This is a genomic window from Streptomyces bungoensis (assembly GCF_001514215.1).
Taxonomy (GTDB): Bacteria; Actinomycetota; Actinomycetes; order Streptomycetales; family Streptomycetaceae; genus Streptomyces; species Streptomyces bungoensis.
Genome location: NZ_KQ948868.1, coordinates 133,559 through 154,798 on the forward strand (window position 1 = coordinate 133,559; position 21,240 = coordinate 154,798).

General features: G+C 75.2%; 19 protein-coding genes and 2 pseudogenes. 13 read left to right on the plus strand and 8 right to left on the minus strand.

Going from position 1 to position 21,240, the window contains the following annotated elements:
* Positions 1 to 681 (minus strand): annotated as a pseudogene (locus AQJ66_RS28700) (hypothetical protein); the annotation flags it as partial.
* Between the two features lie 427 nt (positions 682 to 1,108).
* On the opposite strand from AQJ66_RS28700, the gene AQJ66_RS28705 reads away from it, so the two are divergent.
* Both AQJ66_RS28705 and AQJ66_RS28710 read left to right on the plus strand, forming a co-directional pair.
* Positions 1,109 to 3,187: a DUF1996 domain-containing protein gene (locus AQJ66_RS28705; RefSeq protein ID WP_061927994.1), complete on the plus strand. Its 2,079-nt coding sequence runs from the start codon at positions 1,109 to 1,111 to the stop codon at positions 3,185 to 3,187.
* Between the two features lie 117 nt (positions 3,188 to 3,304).
* Positions 3,305 to 3,967, plus strand: coding sequence for a GNAT family N-acetyltransferase (locus tag AQJ66_RS28710; protein WP_061927886.1), 663 nt, complete (start codon positions 3,305 to 3,307; stop codon positions 3,965 to 3,967).
* A gap of 7 nt (positions 3,968 to 3,974) precedes the next feature.
* Here the strand turns inward: AQJ66_RS28710 and AQJ66_RS28715 are convergent, their stop codons facing one another.
* Complete coding sequence (locus AQJ66_RS28715; RefSeq protein WP_061927996.1) at positions 3,975 to 4,643, minus strand: lipoprotein; 669 nt, start codon at positions 4,641 to 4,643, stop codon at positions 3,975 to 3,977.
* Between the two features lie 226 nt (positions 4,644 to 4,869).
* On the opposite strand from AQJ66_RS28715, the gene AQJ66_RS28720 reads away from it, so the two are divergent.
* A complete protein-coding gene (locus tag AQJ66_RS28720; protein WP_061927889.1) occupies positions 4,870 to 6,195 on the plus strand; it encodes a lipase family protein in 1,326 nt (441 codons plus the stop codon).
* 28 nt (positions 6,196 to 6,223) lie between these two features.
* Here AQJ66_RS28720 and AQJ66_RS28725 read toward each other — a convergent pair whose 3' ends face one another.
* On the minus strand, positions 6,224 to 6,904 hold the full coding sequence (locus AQJ66_RS28725) for a class I SAM-dependent methyltransferase (RefSeq protein WP_061927891.1): 681 nt from the start codon (positions 6,902 to 6,904) through the stop codon (positions 6,224 to 6,226).
* 78 nt (positions 6,905 to 6,982) lie between these two features.
* Here AQJ66_RS28725 and AQJ66_RS28730 point away from each other — a divergent pair, with 78 nt between their 5' ends.
* The 4 genes from AQJ66_RS28730 (at position 6,983) to AQJ66_RS28745 (ending at position 10,337) form a co-directional block, all read left to right on the plus strand.
* Positions 6,983 to 7,441: a flavodoxin family protein gene (locus tag AQJ66_RS28730; RefSeq protein ID WP_061927893.1), complete on the plus strand. Its 459-nt coding sequence runs from the start codon at positions 6,983 to 6,985 to the stop codon at positions 7,439 to 7,441.
* A 180-nt stretch (positions 7,442 to 7,621) separates the two neighbouring features.
* Complete coding sequence (locus tag AQJ66_RS28735; RefSeq protein ID WP_061927895.1) at positions 7,622 to 9,721, plus strand: hypothetical protein; 2,100 nt, start codon at positions 7,622 to 7,624, stop codon at positions 9,719 to 9,721.
* A gap of 34 nt (positions 9,722 to 9,755) precedes the next feature.
* Positions 9,756 to 10,016 (plus strand): hypothetical protein, encoded by a 261-nt coding sequence (locus tag AQJ66_RS28740; protein WP_061927897.1) that lies wholly within the window; start codon positions 9,756 to 9,758, stop codon positions 10,014 to 10,016.
* A gap of 39 nt (positions 10,017 to 10,055) precedes the next feature.
* Entirely contained in the window at positions 10,056 to 10,337 is a 282-nt protein-coding gene (locus AQJ66_RS28745; protein ID WP_061927998.1) for an acylphosphatase, read from the plus strand.
* Positions 10,338 to 10,502: 165 nt separating this feature from the next.
* Here the strand turns inward: AQJ66_RS28745 and AQJ66_RS28750 are convergent, their stop codons facing one another.
* Positions 10,503 to 12,557: an AfsR/SARP family transcriptional regulator gene (locus AQJ66_RS28750; protein ID WP_063804102.1), complete on the minus strand. Its 2,055-nt coding sequence runs from the start codon at positions 12,555 to 12,557 to the stop codon at positions 10,503 to 10,505.
* Positions 12,558 to 12,711: 154 nt separating this feature from the next.
* Between AQJ66_RS28750 and AQJ66_RS28755 the strand changes: the two genes are divergently transcribed.
* Complete coding sequence (locus tag AQJ66_RS28755; protein WP_061927899.1) at positions 12,712 to 13,593, plus strand: alpha/beta fold hydrolase; 882 nt, start codon at positions 12,712 to 12,714, stop codon at positions 13,591 to 13,593.
* A gap of 110 nt (positions 13,594 to 13,703) precedes the next feature.
* Here AQJ66_RS28755 and AQJ66_RS28760 read toward each other — a convergent pair whose 3' ends face one another.
* Complete coding sequence (locus AQJ66_RS28760; protein ID WP_061927901.1) at positions 13,704 to 14,417, minus strand: ATP-binding protein; 714 nt, start codon at positions 14,415 to 14,417, stop codon at positions 13,704 to 13,706.
* 381 nt (positions 14,418 to 14,798) lie between these two features.
* Here AQJ66_RS28760 and AQJ66_RS28765 point away from each other — a divergent pair, with 381 nt between their 5' ends.
* The 5 genes from AQJ66_RS28765 to AQJ66_RS28785 all read left to right on the plus strand — a co-directional run bounded on the left by AQJ66_RS28765 (position 14,799) and on the right by AQJ66_RS28785 (position 17,962).
* Positions 14,799 to 15,614 carry an SAM-dependent methyltransferase gene (locus tag AQJ66_RS28765; protein ID WP_061927903.1) on the plus strand — a complete coding sequence of 272 codons (816 nt, stop codon included), beginning with the start codon at positions 14,799 to 14,801 and terminating at the stop codon, positions 15,612 to 15,614.
* A gap of 20 nt (positions 15,615 to 15,634) precedes the next feature.
* Positions 15,635 to 16,111, plus strand: a complete 477-nt coding sequence (locus AQJ66_RS28770) for an SRPBCC domain-containing protein (protein ID WP_061927905.1) — start codon at positions 15,635 to 15,637, stop codon at positions 16,109 to 16,111.
* Positions 16,112 to 16,251: 140 nt separating this feature from the next.
* Complete coding sequence (locus AQJ66_RS28775; protein WP_061927907.1) at positions 16,252 to 16,938, plus strand: nucleotidyltransferase family protein; 687 nt, start codon at positions 16,252 to 16,254, stop codon at positions 16,936 to 16,938.
* A complete protein-coding gene (locus AQJ66_RS28780) occupies positions 16,935 to 17,222 on the plus strand; it encodes a hypothetical protein (protein WP_061927909.1) in 288 nt (95 codons plus the stop codon). The genes AQJ66_RS28775 and AQJ66_RS28780 overlap by 4 nt, the downstream gene beginning before the upstream one ends.
* Entirely contained in the window at positions 17,219 to 17,962 is a 744-nt protein-coding gene (locus tag AQJ66_RS28785) for a metallophosphoesterase family protein (RefSeq protein ID WP_061927911.1), read from the plus strand. The genes AQJ66_RS28780 and AQJ66_RS28785 overlap by 4 nt, the downstream gene beginning before the upstream one ends.
* Before the next feature lie 18 nt (positions 17,963 to 17,980).
* Here the strand turns inward: AQJ66_RS28785 and AQJ66_RS28790 are convergent.
* The 3 genes and pseudogenes from AQJ66_RS28790 to AQJ66_RS28800 form a co-directional block, all read right to left on the minus strand.
* Positions 17,981 to 18,772, minus strand: a pseudogene (locus AQJ66_RS28790) (MFS transporter); the annotation flags it as partial.
* Between the two features lie 38 nt (positions 18,773 to 18,810).
* Entirely contained in the window at positions 18,811 to 19,800 is a 990-nt protein-coding gene (locus AQJ66_RS28795; protein WP_061927913.1) for an aldo/keto reductase, read from the minus strand.
* A gap of 207 nt (positions 19,801 to 20,007) precedes the next feature.
* On the minus strand, positions 20,008 to 21,234 hold the full coding sequence (locus tag AQJ66_RS28800; protein WP_061927915.1) for a cytochrome P450 family protein: 1,227 nt from the start codon (positions 21,232 to 21,234) through the stop codon (positions 20,008 to 20,010).
* Between the last annotated feature and the right edge of the window lie 6 nt (positions 21,235 to 21,240).

Genomic DNA, 21,240 nt, shown 5'->3' on the forward strand with positions numbered 1-21,240 from the left:
CCGGCCGGGGGCCATGATCCTGCCTTGGCCGGTGCCGTCCGGCGAACTGAAGGCCGAGGACTCCGCCGCAACCGGCCCGGTCGGCTCGGGCACGTCGCCGGACCGTTGCCCCGCGGTGCCCCAGCCGGCGCCCAGCGCGGGCAACTCCCCGGTGCCGGTGAGCGATTGCGCTGTGCGGCCGCTCGGCAGGTCCGCCGGCCGACCGCTCGGCAGCTCCGCCGGCCCGCTGCCCGGCAGACCCGCGCCGCCCGCCTCCAGAGCGAGGCGGGGCCGACCGCCCACACCGGAAGAGGAGCCGCTCGGCAGTTCGGCCACCGCGCGCTCGCCCGGACGGCCCGCGGAGCCGGGGGCCAGTTCGGGCAGCCCGACGCTCAGGGCGTCACGCGCTCCACCCGCCCGCTCCCGGGAACGGCCCGGGCCCGCGGCGTGGCCGGGCTGCCGGTCGGCGGGCAGGACGGCGGGCACCGAGGGGCCCAGCCTGGCGCGAGCCCCTTCGAACCACTGCCGGGCCACCGCGTCGAGCGCGGGATCCTGCCGCCCCCCGGACCTCTTGGCCAGCGGGACGCCCCGGGAACGCTTCCCCGACATCGCCCGGGTCGCGTTGAAGTTCCCCGTCGCGTCCTCGGCCCGGTCGTAGAGGGAGTTGATCCGCTGCCTGACCTCGTGGCTCTCCGGCGCCATGGAAGACGTGCTCCTTCCTTGCCCTGCAGGGCACTTGGGCCGATCCCGGAGTCGGTCGAACCCCGGCTCCGGACGCCACGGCGGAATCGCCGGCGGCAGCCGGGCGGCCGAGCGTCAACCTAGCCAACTTGTGTCCCCCGTGTGAAGGTTGAAGGGCGGAATGTCCGATACATATTCGTGATGTTCGCTTTGCCGTTCGAGTGGGCAGGGCAGACGCCCTCCCGGTCGCAACAGCCCTGTGACCAAGGCTTCCTGTGGGTTCTCGGTGAATTCCCGATGCGGTTGAACACAACGGCCTCGCGCTGCGTATGGGGCTCTGGGTAAACCGTGCCCACCGACCGGCTCCACGCAGGGGGACACCTTGGTAAGCAGCAGGCGCAGACGCCCGACCGGCGCACGACGCGTGACCTTCGCAGCGGTCGCCCTGATGCTGGGCGGCGGCGGGCTCGTCGCCGCGAACGTCTACGCCTCGGCCACCGAGAGTGGCTGGGGCGGCCAGAACGGCCCGGACGCCACCGGACAGGTCAAGTCCGCTGGCATGGCCACGATCGACTGCCCCGACGTCGGCAGCCGGCTCACGAACGTGCCGGACGGCGCCCGAGCGGACGTCGACCGGGAACTCGCCGAGCTGGACCGGCAGACGGCGTCCGCCTACCAGCAACTCCAGGCGTCGGCACAGGCCCTGAGCGAGAACCCGCACGCCGCCGACGACTCGGTCATGAACCCGCTGAAGGACGAGCGGTCGGCGACCATCGAGCGGATCGCCGTCGCCATCGACCGGGTCGGCGACCGGCCGGAAGGGCTGGAGTCCCTGGCCGCCTGCGCCCTGCTGCCCGGCCAGGAGGGCACGGGCGGCGGCACCGGCGGCACCGGCCAGGCGACGGCCACGGCGTCGGCCTCGCCGGGCGGCGGCCAGGGCCAGAGCGGCGCCGGACAGGCGGGCGCGGGCCAGGGCGGCAACGGACCCGTCGCCTCCGACTACGCCGACATCACCGCCGTACAGCCCAACGCGCCGCAGCCGGCCCAGCAGGCCGACGCCTCCCGCGGCAGCTTCACCTCGGACTGCGGCGTCAACGCGAACGGCCTGCGCAACTCCGACAACGTGATCGTCGCCCCCGGCGTCTCCAACGGCGCCCATCACTTCCACGACTACGTCGGCAACCAGTCCAACAACGCCTTCGCCAGCGACGGCGACCTGGCCAAGGCCGACACCAGCTGCGTGGACAAGGGTGACAGGTCCACGTACTACTGGCCGGTGCTGCGCCTGCAGAACGGCAAGCAGGAACGGGACGCCGGCGCCCCGGGCGGCGGCACCGAGGGCAACGCGGGCCAGATCGTCACGCCCAAGCAGGTCACGCTGACCTTCGTCGGCAATCCGCGGAGCAAGGTCACCGAGATGCCGCGCCTGCTGCGCATCATCACCGGCGACGCCAAGGCCTTCGTCAACGGCCCCGCCAACGCCAACGCCTCGTGGAGCTGCACCGGTTACGAGGACCGGCAGCTGAAGGACAAGTACCCGCTGTGCCCGTCGGGCAGCGACGTGGTGCGCACCTTCCGCTTCCAGAGCTGCTGGGACGGCCGCAACACCGACAGCGCCAACCACCGCACCCACGTGGCCTTCGCGGGCCCCGACGGCTCCTGTCCCGAGGGCTTCCGCGCCATCCCGCAGCTGGTGCAGCGCATCGTCTACGACGTGCCGGCGCCGAGCATCGAGGACGGCGGGCGCACGGTTCCGCTGTTCGCCGTGGACTCGTTCCCCGAGCAGCTGCACAAGCCGGTGACCGACCACGGTGACTTCATCAACGTCTTCGACGAGAGCCTGATGCGCCATATGGTCGACTGCATCAACTCCGGCCGCACCTGCGGCGCCGGGGCCGACGGCGGCGGTGCCTCCGCGTCCCCCGGCACCGGCTCCGGCTCCGGCTCCGGCTCCGGCTCCGGCACCGGCTCCGGCACCGGCACCGGCTCCGGCTCCGGCTCCGGCACCGGCTCCGGCACCGGCACCGGCTCGGGCGCGACGGCCGAGCCCACCGCAGGGGCCTCCGCCACTCCGGCACCCTCCGTCTCCAACCCGTCGGAGCTGCCCAGAACCGACGCGACGACCACACCGGCCCACACCACCAAGCACGGCGCGCCCAGCAAGCCCGGCAATCAGGACGGCCGGAGCGAGCAGGGCACCCACGACACCGGCCGCCCGGCGAAGCAGGGCGGCCAGGGCACCCACGGCGCACAGACCGCTCCGGCCAAGACCGGCACGTCGCACTCGTCCGCGCCGTCCCGCTCGGCCGCCCCGTCCGCCTCGGAGGCCGGCGAGATCGGCCAGGCCACCCGGAGCCCCGAACCCGGCAGCGGCCGGACGACACCCCCGCCCGCACAGAGCGAACCGCAGGCGGTCCACGGCGGCCTCGCCGAGACGGGGGCCAACCTCTGGCCGGCGGGCCTCGGCACCCTGCTGGCCCTGTCCGGCCTGGTGATGCTCATCCGCGCCAAGCGCCTGCGCTACTGACGCCCCCAGCCCACCACCGGAGACGGCGGCCCACCCACCCGGGGGGCCGCCGTTTCTTGTCCACCGCAACCGCGACTCCCTTGTGGGAGCGCTCCCATGGGTATGAGGATGTCCCTCATGAGTCCCCAGCATCAGCAGGCCGCGCACCCCGTCATCCGGCCCTACCGCCCCGCCGACCGCGACGCGGTGGCCGACGTCTGCGTCCGTACCGCGCACAACGGCGGTGACTCCCGAGCTCGTTACCCCGACCTGCGGCTCATGCCGTCGATCTTCGCCGAGCCGTACTGCCACTTCGACCCCGCACTCTCCTTCGTCCTGGACGACGGCGACGGCCGGGCGGTGGGGTACGTCATCGGCACGGCGGACACCGAGCGGTTCGTCAAGGACTTCCGCCGGGAGTGGATCCCCCGGCTGGCCGGCCGCTACCCGGCACCCACCGCGCCGCCGAGCACGCCGACGGAGGAGATGATCGGCCTTCTGCACCACCCGGAGCGCATGCTCGTACCCGAACTGGCCGCGTACCCAGCCCACTTGCACATCGATCTGCTGCCGCCCTGGCAGGGCCGCGGGTACGGCCGCCGGCTGATGACCACGCTGCTGGACGCCCTGCACGGACAGGGCGTACCGGCCGTGCACCTCGGCATGGTCACCGTGAACACGGCCGCCCGCGCCTTCTACGACCGGCTCGGCTTCCACGAGATCCAGGTGGCGGACGCCGGCCCCCTCACCTACCTGGGCCGGACGACGGCGCCCAACCGAACACGCATCTCGGCGGGGTGATGCCGCGTCAGGAGACCTGAAGGGTCTGCTTGGCCAGTTCGTACGCGGGCAGCATCGCCTCGTGCTCGTCGGTGTCCATTCCGCCGAGGTGCAGCACGACCGGACCGTCGGGTGTGGAGACGGCCAGCGCACGCTCCTTCTTGCTTTCTTCCAGGAGCTTGCTCGTCGTGACGTACTCCACCTCGGCACCGGACAGGCCGGCGGCCGTCGTGAAGGCGTGGTACCTCTCCCCGCTCACCTCGTCCTCGGCGGCGACGAACGCGCGCAGCACGGCGCGGGCGTCCGCGTCGCCCGGCTTGCCGGTCCACACGCGCAGGAAGCCGATGTGGCCGGCGGGCTTGGCGTCGATCTCGCAGGCGGCGGTGACCGGGCCCTGCCGCAGGAAGGCGTCGGCGAGCTCCGCCGCCAGATCGCCGTCCGGCCCGCTCGACGCCTTCGCCGCCGCGGCCCCGGCGTCGATGCCCCTGGCCTTCCAGTGCTTGGCGGCGGAGAAGCTGACCGGCAGTTCACAGGCGGAGCCGGCCGCGCCGACCGTGTCCCCGCTCGCCGCCGTCCGCGTCGTGGCCGAGGCGCTCGGACGCGCCGTGCCCTCCGTCCCGCCCGGCGTGGCGCAGCCGCTCAGCGCCGCCGCCAGCAGTACGGTCCCCAGTGCCGCACCCGTCGCTCCGCCCCGCATGATCCCCACCCTTGCCCGCACCGTGCGCTCCCCGTCGATCCGGCCGGTCACTGTAGCCGAGGGCCCCGGCAGCACCGGACAAGCCACCCTCCGGTACCGCTTCTTGACACGGAGTCGCATTGCTCAACTGTGACCTCCCGTGGGCTACCACCGGTAACTTACTCGACAGTAAGGTCCGTGCAGCCGCTTCGGAGCCCCCCTGCCCCACCACCTCAGGAGGTCCGCCATGCCCGCACGGCACCAACTGACCGCCCTCGCCGTCGCCGTCGCCGCCTGCCTCGGCGCGCAGAGCGCCGCCGCGCTCCCCGCCACCGCCCCGGACCCGGTCGTGTCCCGGGGCGTCACCATCCCCGCCTTCTACGACCCGCCGGCCACGCTGCCCGCCGCCGACGGCACCGTGATCCGCAGCGAGCCCCTGCCGCTCGCGCTGAGCCTGCCCGGCCTCGACGGCCCGCTGCCGGGCCAGGCGACCCGGCTGATGTACAAGAGCACCGACTCCACCGGCGGCCCGGTCGCGGTGACCGGCGCCTACCTCGAACCGGCAGCCGCCTGGACGCACGGCGGACCGCGCCCGCTCGTCGCGGTCGCCCCGGGCACCCTGGGGCAGGGCGACCAGTGCGCCGCCTCCCTCGGCCTGGAGCACCCGCTGCGGGCCAACGGCCAGACGCTGTCCGTAGGTTACGAGGACCTGGCGATCTACCGGCTGCTCGCCCGGGGTGTCGCCGTCGTCGTCACCGACTACGCCGGCCTGGGCGCCACCGATCGGCTGCACACCTACGTCAACCGCCTCGACGGCGCGCACGCCGTGCTGGACGCCGTACGCGCCGCCCGCACCCTGCGGGGCTCCTCCGTCACGGCCGCCTCACCTGTCGGGCTGTACGGCTACAGCCAGGGCGGCGGTGCCACCGCGGCCGCGGCCGAGGCCCAGCCGTCCTACGCCCCCGACATCACCCTGGCCGGCACCTACGCGGGCGCGCCGCCCGCCGACCTGACCGCGGTGACCCGGGCGATCGACGGCAGCGACCTGGCCGGCGCCCTCGGCTGGGCCGTCAACGGCTTCCTGCAGTCCGATCCCGCCCTGAAGCCCATCGCCGACCGGCACCTCAACGCGAAGGGCAGGGCCGCTCTCACGGACCTGTCCACGATGTGCGTCGGCGACGCCCTCATCGCCTACAACTCGGCACACAGCACGGCCTGGACCACCGACGGCTCGTCCCTCAGCGACGTCATCAAGGGCGAGCCCGCGCTGCGGGACTTCCTCGACCGGCAGCGCATCGGCACGAGACGGCCGGCGAGCCCGGTCCGGGTGGCCACCGGCGTCAACGACGACCTCGTCCCGCACGCGCAGGCCCGGCGACTGGCCGTCGACTGGTGCCGCGAGGGCGCCGACGTCACCTATGTGCCGGTCCTCGACCCGCCGTTGGGGCGCGCGCTGCTCAACCACGTCGCGCCGCTGCTCACCGACCAGGGCAAGGCCATCTCCTGGCTGACCGACCGCCTCTCCGGCGAGCCCGCCGGGAACACCTGCGCGTCGCTGCCCCTGCGGCCGTAACGGCGGGCCCGGGCCCGCCCCGTGTGTGTCAGTCCGTCTCGCGCCGGCAGTGCAGGAACAGGTGCGGCTCCGGGCCGGCGCCGGGGTGGGCGGGGGAGAACAGGGCGTGCTCCTCGGAGAGCACCGTCAGCCCGGCCCCGGCCGCCATCGCCCGGAAGTCCTCCGCCGCGAAGCTCGTCACCCGGACGGGCTGCCCCATGAAGGTCCCCTCGACGCCCTCCACGTCGAGGGGCACCGTGGCCAGCACCGCCGACCCGCCCGGCCGCAGGGCCCGGGTCAGCTTCGCGACGACGGCGGACTGCTCGGCGCGGGTCATCTGCAGCAGCGAGAAGTAGCCGCACACGGCGTCGAAGGAGTGCTCCTCCAGGGGCAGTTCGCGGAGGTCGGCGAGCCGGAACTCGGCCCGCGGCACCTGCCGGGAGGCGAGGCCGACCATGACCGGGGAGACGTCCACGCCGAGCACGGCGTGCCCGGCCCCGGCGAGGGTCTGCGCGGTCGGCCGTCCCGTCCCGCAGCCCGCGTCCAGCACCCGGCTGCCCGGCGGCAGCCGGTCCAGCAGCCAGCGCAGCGAGGCCCGGTGCGCCTCGGAGGACGCGAACGCCCTCTCGTAGTCGAGCCCCAGCGCGTCGAACAGCACGGCGGCCGGTGCCCGGCGGTCGTCCTCGGCCAAGACGGCTCCTCCCGTCGTCCCTGCACGGCTGCCGGGCATCGTCGCACCCGCGTCCCCGGTCCCACAACGCCGCACGCCGTTTGCGGGGCGCGGTCCCGGCACGGCAGGGTTCGGTGCGTGCCCACCTTGCTGATCGTGCATCACACGCCCTCGCCGCACTGCCAGGCCCTGTTCGAGGCCGTCGTCTCCGGGGCGACCACGCCCGAGATCGAGGGCGTCCGCGTCGTGCGGCGGGCCGCCCTGGCCGCCACCGCCTCCGACGTCCTGGCGGCCGACGGCTACCTCCTCGGCACCCCGGCCAACCTCGGCTACATCTCCGGGGCCCTCAAGCACTTCTTCGACCAGATCTACTACCCGTGCCTGGACGAGACCCGGGGCCGGCCCTTCGGCTACTACGTCCACGGCGGCAACGACGTCACGGGCGCCGTCCGCGCCGTCGAGGCCATCACCACCGGCCTCGGCTGGCGGCGCGCGGCCGAGCCGGTGACCGTCACCGGTGCGCCCGCCAAGGCCGACACCGAGGCCTGCTGGGAACTCGGGGCCACCGTCGCGGCCGGCCTGACGGACGGCGCCTGAGCCGGACGGCGGGCCTGTGCGCGCCGCGACCCCGGGGCCGCCGGCCGGCGCCGCGCGCCCTCGTGCCCGGCGCCCGCCGGGGTGCGCGGGCCGGGCCCCTGGCCGACGATGGGGAGCGAGACCGCGTCCCCCGGGCGCGGTCGCACACCGTCGTACGTCGTCGAGTCGAGGGAGCGTCGGATGCGAGCGGACGGCCACGCACCCGGACGGCCCGCACGGGACCAGCACCACGCGCGGGACGCGCAGGACGACGAGGAACTGCTGCGCCGGTGCGCGACGGACGTGGCCGCCGTGGCCGACGGCATCCGTCAGGTGTCCCTGCGTACCGGGGCCGCGCTGCGGCTGCCCGCCCCGACCGCCTCCGCGCGCCGCCCCCGGACCGCTCTCGCCGCGCGGTGGGCGCTGCTGCGGGCCCTGACGGACCGGCGCGGGCTCGGCGGGCCCGCGTTCACGGCGCCGTACCCCGTACGGCGGACACCGGGCCGGGAGGACCTGGCCCGGCTGGTGGGGGTCACCGCGCTGCGGCTGAAGATCGCCGCCGTTCTGGTCAACCACCCCGAACTGGTGCACGACCCGGGCATGCGCCGGCTCACCGCCGCCGTCACCGCGGGCTCCGACCCGGCTGCCGTACGGGCCCTGCGGCGCCTGTTCCAGGACCGGGACGCCCAGCGCGCCCTGGCCGGCCTCGCTCCCCTGATGGCCGAACTCCCGGCCGTGCGCGCCCTGCTGGACGCCTCTCCGCCCCCCGGCCCCGACCGGTGCGAGGGCGCCGCCGAGGCCGTCGGCCTCACCGACCAGGAGAGGCAGGTCATCGCCACCGAGGGCTCCCTCCTCGGGTTCCTGCGCAACCTCGAGGTGCTGTCCACCGACGGGCGGATCCTGGTGCAGAACGTGCGCGGCCCCGACGGCGTCGTCCGGTACGTCGTCCAGGCACCCGGCACGGCCCCCGGCCGCCCCCGCACCGGCTCCCCGCACGCCGGCACCGGCGCCTGGCGCGACCCGGCCGCGGCGGACCCGCCCCACACCCGCTACACCCGCTCGGTCCTGCTCGCCCTGCGGGAGCACGGCATCCCGCGCGGCGCCGACCTCGCCCTGATCGGGCACGGCGAAGGCGGGACCGTCCTGCTGAACCTCGCCCGGGACCGGGACTTCTGCCGCGCCCACCGGGTCACGCACGTGATCGCCGTGGGCTCCCCGCCCGACGGCGGGAAGCCCGCCGACCCGCGCACCTGGGTCGCCCGCATCGTCAACCGGCACGACCTGGCCGCCCTGCCCGAGGCCGGGGGAGCGGGCGCCGCCGGCCCCTCGTCCGGACCGCGCCCGAACCGGTACGAGGCCCACTATCCGGGGCCCAGCCGCGAATTCCCGGCGTGCCACCTGCTTCGCGCGTACATCGCCCACCTGCGGACGGTCGTGCCCGAGGTCCGCGAGTACGCCGACGAGGCGCTCACCCCCTACCGCGGCACGGTCGTGCGCACCCAGGCCTACCGGGTCCTGGACCGCGCCCACCCGCCCGAGGGCCACCCCTTCCTCACCCTGCCCACCGCCTCCGTCCGCACCACCACCGGCCCGGTCGACGTGCCGGTGCGCTACTACGACTCCTCCGCCGCCCACCTGTGCTTCCCGGTCGACGCCCGCACCGCACGCGCCCTGCTGCCCGACGCCGGCCGGATGGCGCCGAGCCGGCTCGGCGGGCGCGCGCTGGCCGTGCTCTCCCTGTACGAGCACCGCTGTTCCACCATCGGCCCGTACGCCGAGATCGCGCTGTCGCTGCCGGTCGGCGACCCCTGGCGGCCGCGCCCGTACGACGTCGCCGCCGACCTGCTGCGCCGCCTGGACCTGCGCCGCAGCGGGCGGCACGTGCTCTCCCTCGCCGTCAGCAGCGAGGAGGCCCGCACCGTGGCGCAGGAACTCTGGGGCCACAAGGCGCTCCTGTCCGGCGCCGAGGCCGACCTCGCGGGCCGCGCCCTCCGCTTCGCCGCACCGGACCTCGGACTCACCGTCGAGGGCCGCCTCGGGCCCGGCATCCCGTGCCCGGACGCGGACTGGGTGCTCTACGGCCGGCGCGGCGAGGGCACCGTACGCACCCTGGTCCGGACCCACGGCAGGCCGCGCCTGCACACCGGTACCGGCATGCGGCTGCGCCTGGACACCGCCGCGGCCGAACCGATGGCCGGGCAGTTGCGCAGGCTCGGTCTGGACACCGCCCGCCCGCTCTTCGTGCTGGCCTGCCCGCGGGTCCTGCTCCACCGCAGCGCCGGAGCCCTCCTGCCGTGCTGAATCCCCCGCCCGCCCCCATCAGCCGGGAGCCGTCATGGTCCTCGAGTCCACCCGCGTCATCGCACCGGCCCGCGAACTCCTCGACCGGGCGGCCGGTCTGCGCGCCGACGCCGACCTGATGGACGGTTACGCCCGGCGGCTGCTCGCCACCGCGGCCGCGCTGGCCGGCCGCGCCGCGGCGCCGGCGCCGGCCGGTCCCGCCCTGCGACGGCAGGCAGCCGCGTGCCGCACGGCGGCCGGCCGGCTGCGCACCGCCGCCGAGGCGCTGGCCGCACACGCCCGAGCCGGCGCCTGAGAGGCCCGCACCGTGTCGGGACCGACCGTCCGGCGGCACGTGCGTGTCGGAGGCCGCGTGCAGGGCGTGTTCTACCGCGACACCTGCAGACGGCTCGCCGAGGAGCGGGGCGTGGCGGGGTGGGTGCGCAACCTGTCCGACGGAGACGTGGAAGCCGTCTTCGAAGGCGCCCCCGACGCCGTCGGCCACATGGTGCGCTGGGCGGCCCAGGGGCCCCCGGCGGCACACGTGACCCGGAGCGCGAGCGCCGCGGAGGAACCCGAGGGCCTCACCCGCTTCCGCGTCCTGCCCGACGCGGCCCCTGGCGCGGGCGGCCGGTAGCGCTTCGCCGAGGGCTGTCCCGGCCACGGCGCCGAGCACGCCGCGCCGATCGTGGCTGCCGTTTCCGGGGCGGCGTTGCGTGGGGGTCGGAGCCACCGCGCAGCCCGTTCGGAGCTCGCGACCGCTCATCCCGCTCGCACCACCCGCCGTGGGCCATGGCCGCTCCTACGCACCGCCGTCGGCCGGCCGCGCGGAGGACGGGTCACCAAGGGCCGTGTCGATGGCCCGCAGATGGCGGGCGACCGGTCCGAAGGAGAACAGGCCGCTCCCCGCGCCCGCGAGTTCCGCTTCGGCGGCGGCGAGTTCGTCGCGGGCCCGACGCAGGACCGGCAGGTGCCCGACGGACGCCGCCGCACGGGCGAGTACGCACCACAGTGCCTCCTGGAGAAGGTCGTGCGGTGGCCGGGGAACCGTCGTGAGTGCCTCCCGGGCCCGCTCGGTGGAGCCGGAGGCGGCCAGCAGCAAGGGATCGAGCCACGGCCGGTAGGGGCCCGCGTCGAGACGGGCGAAGTCGTCGGGGTCCGGCAGCGCGTCGCCCCGCATGACCGGAACCAGAGCGACGAGGACGGCCGCTCCCCGGGTGAGGCCGGGCATACCGCAGTCGGCGGTCGCCGCCAGGACCTCTGCGTACCGGGGACGGGCCGCCGTCCATCCCTCGGTCTCGCAGCCGCGCAGGGCCCGGTACCACGACGTGAAGACCGCGGCGAGCGGCCGGTCGTTGCGGTGCGCCAGCCGGTCGACCTCCTCGGCCTGTGCGTCCGCCGCCGTGAGGTCGCCGAGTCCGGCGAGGGACTGGAGGCGGACAAGGCGACCCAGGACCTCGTGGCCGGGCATGTGGTGGTCGACGGCCAGACGGGTCAGTTCGGCGCCGAGGGCCTCGCGGTGAGCGGCCGTTCCGCAGGTGGCGAAGGACTGCATGAAGGCGCCGTTGAGGGCGAACGCGAGCAGGGCGGGATCTTTGAGACGCCGGGCGAGGCGGACGGCCTCCTGCGCGGCACGCTCGGCGCGCAGCCGCCACGGTTCGGCGGCGGGGGCCTCGGCCGCCCGGGGAAGCGGCGCGTCGGCGGCGGCATCGCCCCGTGACTCGACCGCGACGACCGACAGCAGGCGGGCCCGCAGCGCGGGCGGTCCGCCGGGGCCGAGCCGGGCAGCGGTGCGGGCGGCGGCCCGGGCCAGTTCGCCGGCGTCCTCGGGGTCGTCGGCGCGGGTCCACACCGCCGGGACGTCGTAGGAGCCGATGAGGCCGGCGGCCAGTTCGGCGTCCCCCGTCGACTCGGCCGCCGCGACCAGGTCCCGACGGTGCACGCGTGCCTCTCGCAGGCCGTCGGCGCCGGTCACCGCGAGGTCCCGCAGCAGGCCGGCGGCGGCGTGCAGCCGGGCGCGGGACCGCGTGGGCACCGAGCGGTTCCACGCGGCGGCCGTACGGTCCCAGACGCCGTCCGCCGCCCCGGCCGGCTCGCTCGCCAAGTCGCCGGCGCGGCTGAGGATCCGGGCCGTGGTCCGCGCCAGGGCGGCTCCGGGGCCGGATCCGTCGGGGCCGGCGAGGACGTGGCGGGCATGGCGCAGGGTCTCCAGGGCCTCACCGCGCCGACCGGACCGGTCCAGAGCGGTCGCCAGCAGCACCCAGCCGTCCTCCCGCCCCGGGTGCGCGGCCACATGGGCTCGCAGATCGACGACGGCGTCCCGGGCGGCGCCGGTGGTCAGCAGGGCGTCGGCGCGCCGCTCGACCGCGTCGAGGCGCAGCGCCTCCAGCCGGGCCTGCTCGGCGGCGGCCCACCCGGCGGCGGGGAAGTCGGCCAGGACCGGCCCACGCCACCGGGCGAGTGCCTCGTCCCAGAGGGCGACCGCCCTGTACGGCGGCGCCTGGGCGGCGCGCGCGGCCGTGTCCTCGAACCGCCAGGCGTCCACCGCGTCGCGTCCGGCCCGCAGGACGTAGCCGGGGCCCTCGGTGACCAGCAGGCGGGACGGCTGCCGGGGAGGGCGCCCGGGCTCCAGGGCGCGGCGCAGCGCCGCGACGAAGGTGCGGACCGCGCCCACCGCGCCGGCCGGGGGCCCGTCCTCCCACAGATCGGCCACGAGCCGGCCGACCGGGACCACCCGGTTGCGGGCGATCAGCAGCCGGCCGAGCACCTCCCGGTGGCGGGGCGCACCGAGCGGAACGGACGCGCCGTCGGCGTCCCAGGCGGCGACCGGCCCCAGCAGTCCGAACTTCACGCCCACGGCACGGTCCCTTCGCGGGCGGCGCCGGCTTCCGGAAGTGCCGCGTGTCCACTCATCGATCGCTGATCCGGGGCCCCCAGCCTGGGTGGCGCCCCCGGACACCCGGACCACCGGGTCCGGAGCATCCACTCTGCCACGAGCCGCAGGAGTCCCTGTGACACACCCGAGCATCCCCCGATTCGCCGAGCACCGCGTGACGGTCGACGACGGCGTCACGTTGCACGCCGCCGTCGGCGGCACCGGCACGCCGGTCGTGCTGCTGCACGGCTTTCCGCAGACCCGTCTGATGTGGCGGCACGTCGCCGCCGGCCTCGCCGCCGACCACACCGTCATCTGCCCGGACCTGCGCGGTTACGGTGCCAGCGACAAGCCCGCCGAGAGCGGTCCGGAGGTCTACTCGAAGCGGACGATGGCCCGGGACATCGTCCGGCTCGCCGCCGAGCTGGGGCACGACCGTTTCACCCTGGCCGGACACGACCGCGGCGCGCTGGTCGCCTTCCGCGCCGCGATGGATCACCCCGACACCGTGTCCCGCGCCCTCTTCCTGGACGTCCTGCCGACCCTCGACACGTGGAACGCCCTGCACGGGGTGTCCGGTGCGGTCGGCTTCCACCTCTACCTGATGGCACAGGCCCCGGGCCTGCCGGAGCGGATGATCCAGGCGTCCGCCGACGCCTTCTTCTCGTACTTCCTGGACGCCTGGAGCAACGCCCCGGACGCGATCCCCGCCGAGGTCCGCGACCACTACGTCGCCGCGTCGGCGGCGGCGGTGCCGTCCATCGTCGCCGACTACCGTGCCTCCGCCGGTGCGGATCTGGCCCACGACACCGCCGACCGGGATGCGGGCAACCGGCTGGCCATGCCGGTCACCGTTCTCCAGCAGGACTGGGGTGCCGCTCTCGGCTACCACGCCCAGGGGCTGTGGAGCGCCTGGGCCGAGGACCTGCGGCACCGCACGGTCTCCTGTGGCCACTTCATGGCAGAGGAGGACCCCGAGCTGATCGCCGACGAGATCCGGGCCCTCGCCGCCCGCTGAGGTCCTCCGCCCTCGTGGGGCCTCCTTGCGGGCACCGTGCCTCCGGAATCCGGGGTGCCCGGATCGGAGCCGGTCAGTCGCGGTGTGCGCCCCCGGGGACGCCGGCCGGGTCAGCCGGTCCCGGCCGCGGGCGGGTCCGGGTCCAGGACGGGTCGGCGGGCAGGTTCGGGACAGGAGTGGATCGGGGCATGCTCGGGGGTTCCTTCGGACGAGTGGGGGACGGTCCGGGGGAGAGGCGGGGCAGGGGGGCCGGGCGCGGTCGTCAGCTCCGCCCAGACGATGCGCGCGGGCCGGCCGGGCGCGACCGTCACACCCCAGTCGGCGGTCAGCGCGTCGACCAGGAAGAGCCCGCGCCCGTTCTGGTCGTCGGGCCCGGACTGCCGGGGGACCGGACGGACCGAGCCGCGGTTCTGGTCCTCGACCTCGACGCGGACCCGGCCGGCGGACCGGCGCACCCGACACGCGATCCGTTCGCCGGCCGCGTGCACCAGCGCGTTGGTGACCAGTTCCGAGGCGACGAGGACCGTGTCGTCGCGGGTGTCCTCGGCGACGCCCCAGGCGGCCAGCAGATCCCGTAAGACCCGGCGGGCCGTGCCGACCGACGCGGGCACGGCCGGCAGGTCGAAGGCGGCGGCGGGACCGGCGGGTGCGGCCCCGGAGGCGAGCGGGTCGGGGGCGTCGGCCCCAGGGAGTCGACCCAGGTGCTCGCCCCCGGGTGGTCTCGGGGCCGGTACCGCCTCCGCCGGCCGGAGCGCGGGGCGCTCGGCCTCCGGGAGCCGGACCGGCACACCGGCCGGCGGCAGCAGCAGCTCGGCGGGATTCACGGGTGGCCCGTCCTCGGGGGGTCGGTGCAGTGGTCGGGGGAGGGAGGGCGGAGCCATCGCCGTACGCCTTTCGTGCGGCCTCGCGTCGTGGGGGGTGTCGGTGTCACCGCAGACGTGCCGCTCGGGGAGCAGACGGCTCACCGCCTCCCGTGAGGCCGTGGTGCGGGCCGGTCTCCCCCAACCGGCCCGCGCCGCCCGCTCCTTCGTCGGCCGGAGCAGTGGGACCACTCTGGCACCCGCCAACAACAGCCCGCAACCGGCAAGTTGAAAATTTCAGGGTGCCAAGTGCACGCTGCTGCGCATCAGGAGGAGAGCCCACGGGTACGTGCCGGCGATCATGTGAGACGGTGGTGGCGGCCCGACGAGAAGGGGGAAACGGGGTTGCCCGACAACGGAGGGACGGCCGGTCGCGTCGACACCGAGAACGCGCACTCCGCCCGCATCTACGACTACATCCTCGGCGGGCACGACTACTACCCCGCCGACCAGGAGGCGGGCGACGCCATGGTCCGGGAGTGGCCCGCCCTCCCCGTGCACATGCGCGCCAACCGCGACTTCATGAACCGTGCCGTGCGCCGCCTCGCCGAGGAGGCGGGCATGCGCCAGTTCCTGGACATCGGCACGGGCATCCCCACCTCGCCGAACCTGCACGAGATAGCCCAGGCGGTGGCCCCCGGGTCGCGGGTCGTCTACGTCGACAACGACCCGATCGTCCTCACCCTCTCCCAGGGCCTGCTCGCCGGCGCGCCCGAGGGCCGGACGGCGTACGTCGAGGCCGACTTCCGCGACCCGGCGGCCATCCTCGCGGCACCCGGGCTGCGCCATACGCTGGACCTCGACCGGCCGGTGGCCCTCACCGCCATCGCCATCGTCCACTTCGTGCTGGACGCGGACGACGCGGTCGGGATCGTCCGCCGGCTGCTGGAGCCGCTGCCCTCCGGCAGCCACCTGGCCATGTCCATCGCCACCGCCGACTTCGCGCCCGAGGAGGTGGGCCGGGTCGCCCGCGAGTACGCGGCCCGCGACATGCCGATGCGGCTGCGCACCCTCGACGAGGCACACGAGTTCTTCGAGGGCCTGGAGCTGGTCGGGCCCGGCATCGTCCAGGTGCACAAGTGGCACCCCGACGGCAGCGGGGACAAGGACATCCGCGACGAGGACATCGCGATGTACGGCGCGGTCGCCCGTAAGCCGTGACCGCCCGATAGCGTGCGGCCATGTACGCCACGCGAGTCACCCGTCGCGTCCAGGCGCCCGCGACGGCCGTCTACCGGGCCCTGGTCGACCCCGAAGCCCTCGCCGTCTGGCGCGTCCCCGCGGGCATGACCGCCCGGGTGCACGCCTTCGACGCGCGGGAGGGCGGCGCGTTCCGCATCTCCCTCACCTACGGCGATCCGGCCGGCGCCGGCAAGTCCGGCGGGCACACGGACACCTACCGGGGCCGCTTCGTGCGGCTCGTGCCCGGCGTCCAGGTGGTGGAGGCGTTCGCGTTCGAGACGGACGACGACACCCTGCGCGGCACCATGACCATGACGACGACGCTCACCGAGACGGACGACGGCGCCACCGACGTCGAGATCCTGCACGAGGGCATCCCGGACGGCGTCCCCCGCGGGGACAACGAGCAGGGCACCCGCATGGCCCTCGACCACCTCGCCCGGCTGGTCGAGGAGCGGCACCCGCCGCAGGCCTGAAGCCGGGGCCCCGCGCCGCCCGGCCCCCCGCCCACCGGCGCCCCCGCTGCTCGGCCAGGACTGACCGCCGAAGGCCCCGGGTACCCGAAAGGCCCCCGGGGCCGACCCGGCGCCCGGGGCTGCCGTGAGAGGGAGAGGCCATGACGTGTGACGGGGAGGACGCCACCCACGCCCCGCGGCCGGAGGTCACCGAACTCCGCCCGGCCGCCGGCGCCCCCGGCCGGGCGGCGCCGGGCGCGCCGGACCCGCAGCAGCTGCCACGCGACCGCAGCCAGGCGATCCTGGAGGCCGCCAAGCAGATCGGGGCCCTGCTGAAGAAGAAGGGCCACCCCTTCGCGCTCGCGGGCAGCGTGGCCGTCTACGCCCACGGGGGAAGCAGGCACCTCCAGCACGACGCCGACTTCGCCGTCCTGCCCGAGGACGCCGACGCGGTGGCCGCCACCCTGCGCGAGGCCGGCCTCCCCGTGCGGACCCCGCCGGAGGACTGGCTGGTCAAGACCACCTGCCGGGGCCAGGACGTCGACATCATCTTCCAGCTGGCGCACCAGCCCGTCACCAAGGACATGCTCGCCCGGGCGCAGTGCCTCCCCGTCGACTCCGTCATCATGCCCGTCCTCTCCCCGACCGACCTGATCCACAGCCTGATCAGCGCCTTCTCGGAGCACTACTGCGACTTCGGCTCGGTGCTCCCGGTGGCCCGCGCGGTGCGCGAGAAGGTCGACTGGAACGAGGTGCGGGCGACCTGCGGCGGCGAGCCCATGCCCGCCGCCTTCCTCTTCCTGCTCGAACGGCTGAACGTGATCGAACCCCGGGAAGGGCAGTCATGACCGACCACGACTCGACACGGCCGCCGGGCCCGGCCGCCGCAGACAACCTGGACTACCGCGTCGCCCACCTCGCCGAACGGCTCGCCGCCGGCCCCCTCGGCGAACTGGGCGTACGGCTCGTCCCGCACGGCGAGTCCGTCCTGCTGACCGGCACCGTGCCGTCCACCCGGTGCCGGGACGAGATCCTCGGCCTGGCCCGCGAGGAACTGGCGGGGCACCCGGTCCACTGCGACATCCTCGTCGCCGGGACCTCCTCGCCCGACCACGGGGAGGACCTCACATGATCCGCGTCGCGGCCGTGGGCGACATCCACATGGGACTCGACAGCCAGGGCACCCTGCGCCCCTCGTTCGAGACCCTGCCCCAGTGCGCCGACGTCCTGCTGCTCGCCGGTGACCTCACCCGGCACGGCACGACGGAGGAGGCGCGGGTCGTCGCCCGGGAGATCAAGGACCTGCCGGTCCCGGTGGTCGCCGTGCTGGGCAACCACGACCACCACGACGACCGGCCCGCGGAGGTCACCGCGATCCTCCGGGACGCCGGCGCGCAGGTCCTGGAGGGGCAGGCCGTCGTCGTCACCGCCGGCGGCGCGCGGATCGGCGTGGCCGGGACCAAGGGGTTCGGCGGCGGCTTCGTGGGACGCTGCGCCGGGGAGTTCGGCGAGCCGGTGATGAAGGAGTTCGTCCGCTACAGCCGGCGCTGCGCGGACGGCCTGCTCGGGGCGCTGAAGGAGCTGGACGAGCAGGACTGCGACGTACGGATCGCGCTGACCCACTTCTCACCCGTGGCGGACACACTGGCCGGGGAGCCGGCGGAGATCTACCCGTTCCTCGGCAGCTACCTCCTCGCGGAGGCGATCGACACCGTCGGGGCGGACCTCGCCGTGCACGGCCACGCCCACGCGGGCACCGAGCACGGGATGACCACCGGGGGCGTCCGGGTGCGGAACGTGGCCCAGCCGGTGATCGGCCAGGCCTTCCACGTGTACCACCTGGCCGGCCGGGAGCGGGTCCCGTCCGCCTGAGCGGTCCCCGCCCGCCGGTCAGGCTGCCGTGCCCAGCGCCTCCCGCCCCGGGACCTCGTCGTCCCGCGGGCGAAGCCGCACCGGAGCGGGCGCCGCGGCCCGGCGGCGCAGCAGACCCGCGCCGATCGCGCCGGCGATCAGCAGGCCGCCCGCGACCAGGGCGCCCCGGGCGCCGGACCACTCCATCAGCAGGCCCAGGGCCGGCGGCCCGCCGAGGCTCCACACCGTGCCGACGCTGCTCCACACGCCGAGCACCCGGCCCCGCAGACGGGCCGGCGGATCGGTCTGCAGGACGGCCGTACCCGCGGTGTCGGAGACGGACTCCACGACGGCCATCGGCAGCACCAGCGCCAGCAGCACGGCCAGCGACGGCGACAGCCCCGCCGCGACCTGCAGCAGCCCGCCGGCCGCCGCGAGCAGGCCCACGGTCCGCACGGAGGGCCGGCGCAGCCGGGCGCCGAGGACCGCGCCGACGATGCCGCCGGCCGCCAGCACGGTGGAGACCGTGCCGAACGCCCCGGCGCCGCCCGCGAGCGGCCCGGTGACGAGGACGGCGAGGGTCAGGCCGTAGTTCCGGCCGAAGACGGAACTCAGCCCCGTGACGGCGGCGAGCGCGACCAGCCGGGGCCGGCGCACGAAGTACGCCAGGCCCTGCCGCACGCTCATCTCCGGCCGCTCCGGTGCGGCACGGCCGCCGCCCCCCGGGTCCGGGGCCGCGCCGGACGCCGGGCGCAGGAACGGGACGACCGAGGCGACGAGCAGGAACGACAGCCCGTTGGCGCGGCGAAGCCCGCAGGCGCCGGGAGCGCCGGGCCCGCCCCGGAGCCTGACGCCTGCCCCGCGGTGCCTCAGCGGTTGACCGCCCGCATCCCCGCCTCGTCGTAGCGCTCGCCCGCCGCGCGGGGCAGTTCGGCGTCGATGCGGGCCAGGTCCTCCTTGGTCAGCTCGATGTCGACCGCGGCCCCGTTCTGCTCCAGGTAGGTGCGGCGCTTGGTGCCCGGGATCGGGACCAGGTCCTCGCCCTGGGCCAGCACCCAGGCGATCGCCAGCTGGGCCGGCGTCACGTCCTTCTCGGCGGCGATCTCCTTCACCTTGGCCGCGAGCCTGAGGTTCGCCTCCAGGTTGGTGTCGGTGAAGCGCGGGTTGCCGCGGCGGAAGTCGCCCTCGTCCAGCTCGTCCGGCGAGGTGAAGCGGCCGGCGAGGAAGCCGCGGCCCAGCGGCGAGTACGGCACGAAGCCGATGCCGAGTTCCCGGCAGGTGGGCAGCACGTCGGCCTCCACGTCCCGCGTCCACAGCGAGTACTCGGTCTGCACGGCCGTGACGGGGTGCACCGCGTGGGCACGCCGGATGGTCTCCGCGCTCGCCTCGCTCAGCCCGATGTGCCGCACCTTGCCCTCGGCGACCAGCTCCCCCAGCGCGCCGACCGTCTCCTCGATGGGCACGTTCGGGTCGACCCGGTGCTGGTAGTACAGGTCGATGTAGTCGGTGCCGAGGCGCTCGAGGGAGCCGTGGACGGAGCTGCGCACGTGCTCGGCCGAGCCGTCCTGCCGGCCCACCGTGCTCATGTCGCCCGGCACCGCGTCGTCCATCCGGTAGTTGAACTTGGTGGCGATCTGGTACTCGTCGCGGTGGCCCCGCACCGCCTCGCCGACCAGCGACTCGTTGGTCAGCGGGCCGTACATCTGGGCGGTGTCGAGGAAGGTGATGCCGAGCTCCAGGGCCCGCCGGATGGTCGCGATCCCCTCGTCCCGGTCGGTGGAGCCGTAGAAGGCGGACATGCCCATGCATCCGAGGCCGATGGCCGATACCTGGAGATCCCGCAGACTGCGCTTGCGCATGTTCGTGTCCCAGCCTTTCGTGCACACTTCGGTCGGCGTCCGTACGGCCGTCACGGCGCACGGACGGAAAGCCCCCACCCATTCAGCGACGGATCGGCCCACCCGGCATCCCGTGGGGGACGCCGGGCGACCCGGCATCGCGGGGTGGTGCGTTCGTGACGCTACGACCTCAAGTGCACTCGAACGCAAATGTCACACGTCCGTGTCTCAGGCGCCCAGCCGGACCGGCAGCTCGAACAGGTCGTTCTGCGTGACCACCGGCTTGTTGCGCAACTCCGCCGCCGGGACCGCCAGGTCCAGGCCGGGGAAGCGGGCGTACAGCGCCGGCAGCGCCACCGCCGCCTCCAGCCGGGACAGCGCGGCGCCCGGGCACACGTGCGGGCCGTGCCCGAAGGAGATGTGCCGGTTCCGCGACTCGCGGGTGATGTCGAACTCCCCGGCGGTCGGGCCGTGCGCCTTCTCGTCGCGGCCGATCGCCCCGTACGACACGATCAGCGCGTCACCGGCCGGGATCACCTGGTCCCCTACCGGGACGTCCTCGGTCGCGAACCGGATCAGCACGTGCGAGGTCGGGGTGGACCAGCGCAGCGTCTCCTCGATCACCGCCGACCAGTCGGCCTCGCCGGACAGCACCAGCGCCCGCTGCTCGGGGTGGTTGGAGAGGTTGACGACGGCGTTGACGATCAGCGAGATCGTGGTCTCGTGGCCCGCCGCCACCATCAGCTGGAGCGTGGAGACGATCTCCTCGTCGGTGAGGTGGTCGCCGTCCTCCGAGGCGAGGATCAGCGCGCTGGTCAGGTCGTCGCCCGGCTCGGCCCGCTTGGCCGCGACCGTCTCGGCCATGATCCGCGCCAGCTCGGTGAGGGTCGCGACGACCTCCTCGGGCGGCGTCTGGGTGGAGAAGAACTTCTCGAACAGCACCTTCAGCCGGGGCAGCCGCGCCTCCTCCAGGCCCATGAGGTCCGCGACGACGTACATGGGCAGCGGGTAGGCGAAGGCCGCCTTGAGGTCGACCGTCGAGCCGTCCGCGGGCAGCGCGTCCAGCAGGTCCTGGGTCAGCTTCTCGATGCGCTCGCGCATCCGCTCCACCCGGCGCGGGGTGAGCGCCTGCGCGACCAGCGTGCGCATCCGGCGGTGGTCGGCGCCGTCCACGGTGAGCATCGAGCGGCCCGGGTTGGCCAGGCCGATCAGCGGCCAGTCCGCGGGTATCTCACCGCGCCGCCAGGCGCCCCACACCTCGATGTCCTTCACCAGACGCGGGTCGGTGAGCAGTGCCTTGGCCTCCGCGTGGTGCGTGACGGCCCACACCGGGACACCGCCCGGCAGCTCGACGGCGGCGAGCGGGCCGGCCGCGCGCAGCGCCGCGCTCTCGCCGTCCAGGTCGGAGACGAAGGGGTCCAGGGCGATCCGAGGTGCTTCGGTACCGGTGCTCATGGTCAC

Excerpts from the sequence above, each read along its gene's own strand:
- AQJ66_RS28705 (WP_061927994.1), top strand. The coding sequence starts at position 1,109 with ATGCTGGGCGGCGGCGGGCTCGTCGCCGCGAACGTCTACGCCTCGGCC.
- AQJ66_RS28710 (WP_061927886.1), top strand. The coding sequence starts at position 3,305 with ATGAGTCCCCAGCATCAGCAGGCCGCGCACCCCGTCATCCGGCCCTAC.
- AQJ66_RS28715 (WP_061927996.1), bottom strand. The coding sequence starts at position 4,643 with ATGCGGGGCGGAGCGACGGGTGCGGCACTGGGGACCGTACTGCTGGCG.
- AQJ66_RS28720 (WP_061927889.1), top strand. The coding sequence starts at position 4,870 with ATGCCCGCACGGCACCAACTGACCGCCCTCGCCGTCGCCGTCGCCGCC.
- AQJ66_RS28725 (WP_061927891.1), bottom strand. The coding sequence starts at position 6,904 with ATGCCCGGCAGCCGTGCAGGGACGACGGGAGGAGCCGTCTTGGCCGAG.
- AQJ66_RS28735 (WP_061927895.1), top strand. The coding sequence starts at position 7,622 with ATGCGAGCGGACGGCCACGCACCCGGACGGCCCGCACGGGACCAGCAC.
- AQJ66_RS28740 (WP_061927897.1), top strand. The coding sequence starts at position 9,756 with ATGGTCCTCGAGTCCACCCGCGTCATCGCACCGGCCCGCGAACTCCTC.
- AQJ66_RS28770 (WP_061927905.1), top strand. The coding sequence starts at position 15,635 with ATGTACGCCACGCGAGTCACCCGTCGCGTCCAGGCGCCCGCGACGGCC.
- AQJ66_RS28775 (WP_061927907.1), top strand. The coding sequence starts at position 16,252 with ATGACGTGTGACGGGGAGGACGCCACCCACGCCCCGCGGCCGGAGGTC.
- AQJ66_RS28780 (WP_061927909.1), top strand. The coding sequence starts at position 16,935 with ATGACCGACCACGACTCGACACGGCCGCCGGGCCCGGCCGCCGCAGAC.
- AQJ66_RS28785 (WP_061927911.1), top strand. The coding sequence starts at position 17,219 with ATGATCCGCGTCGCGGCCGTGGGCGACATCCACATGGGACTCGACAGC.
- AQJ66_RS28795 (WP_061927913.1), bottom strand. The coding sequence starts at position 19,800 with ATGCGCAAGCGCAGTCTGCGGGATCTCCAGGTATCGGCCATCGGCCTC.
- AQJ66_RS28800 (WP_061927915.1), bottom strand. The coding sequence starts at position 21,234 with ATGAGCACCGGTACCGAAGCACCTCGGATCGCCCTGGACCCCTTCGTC.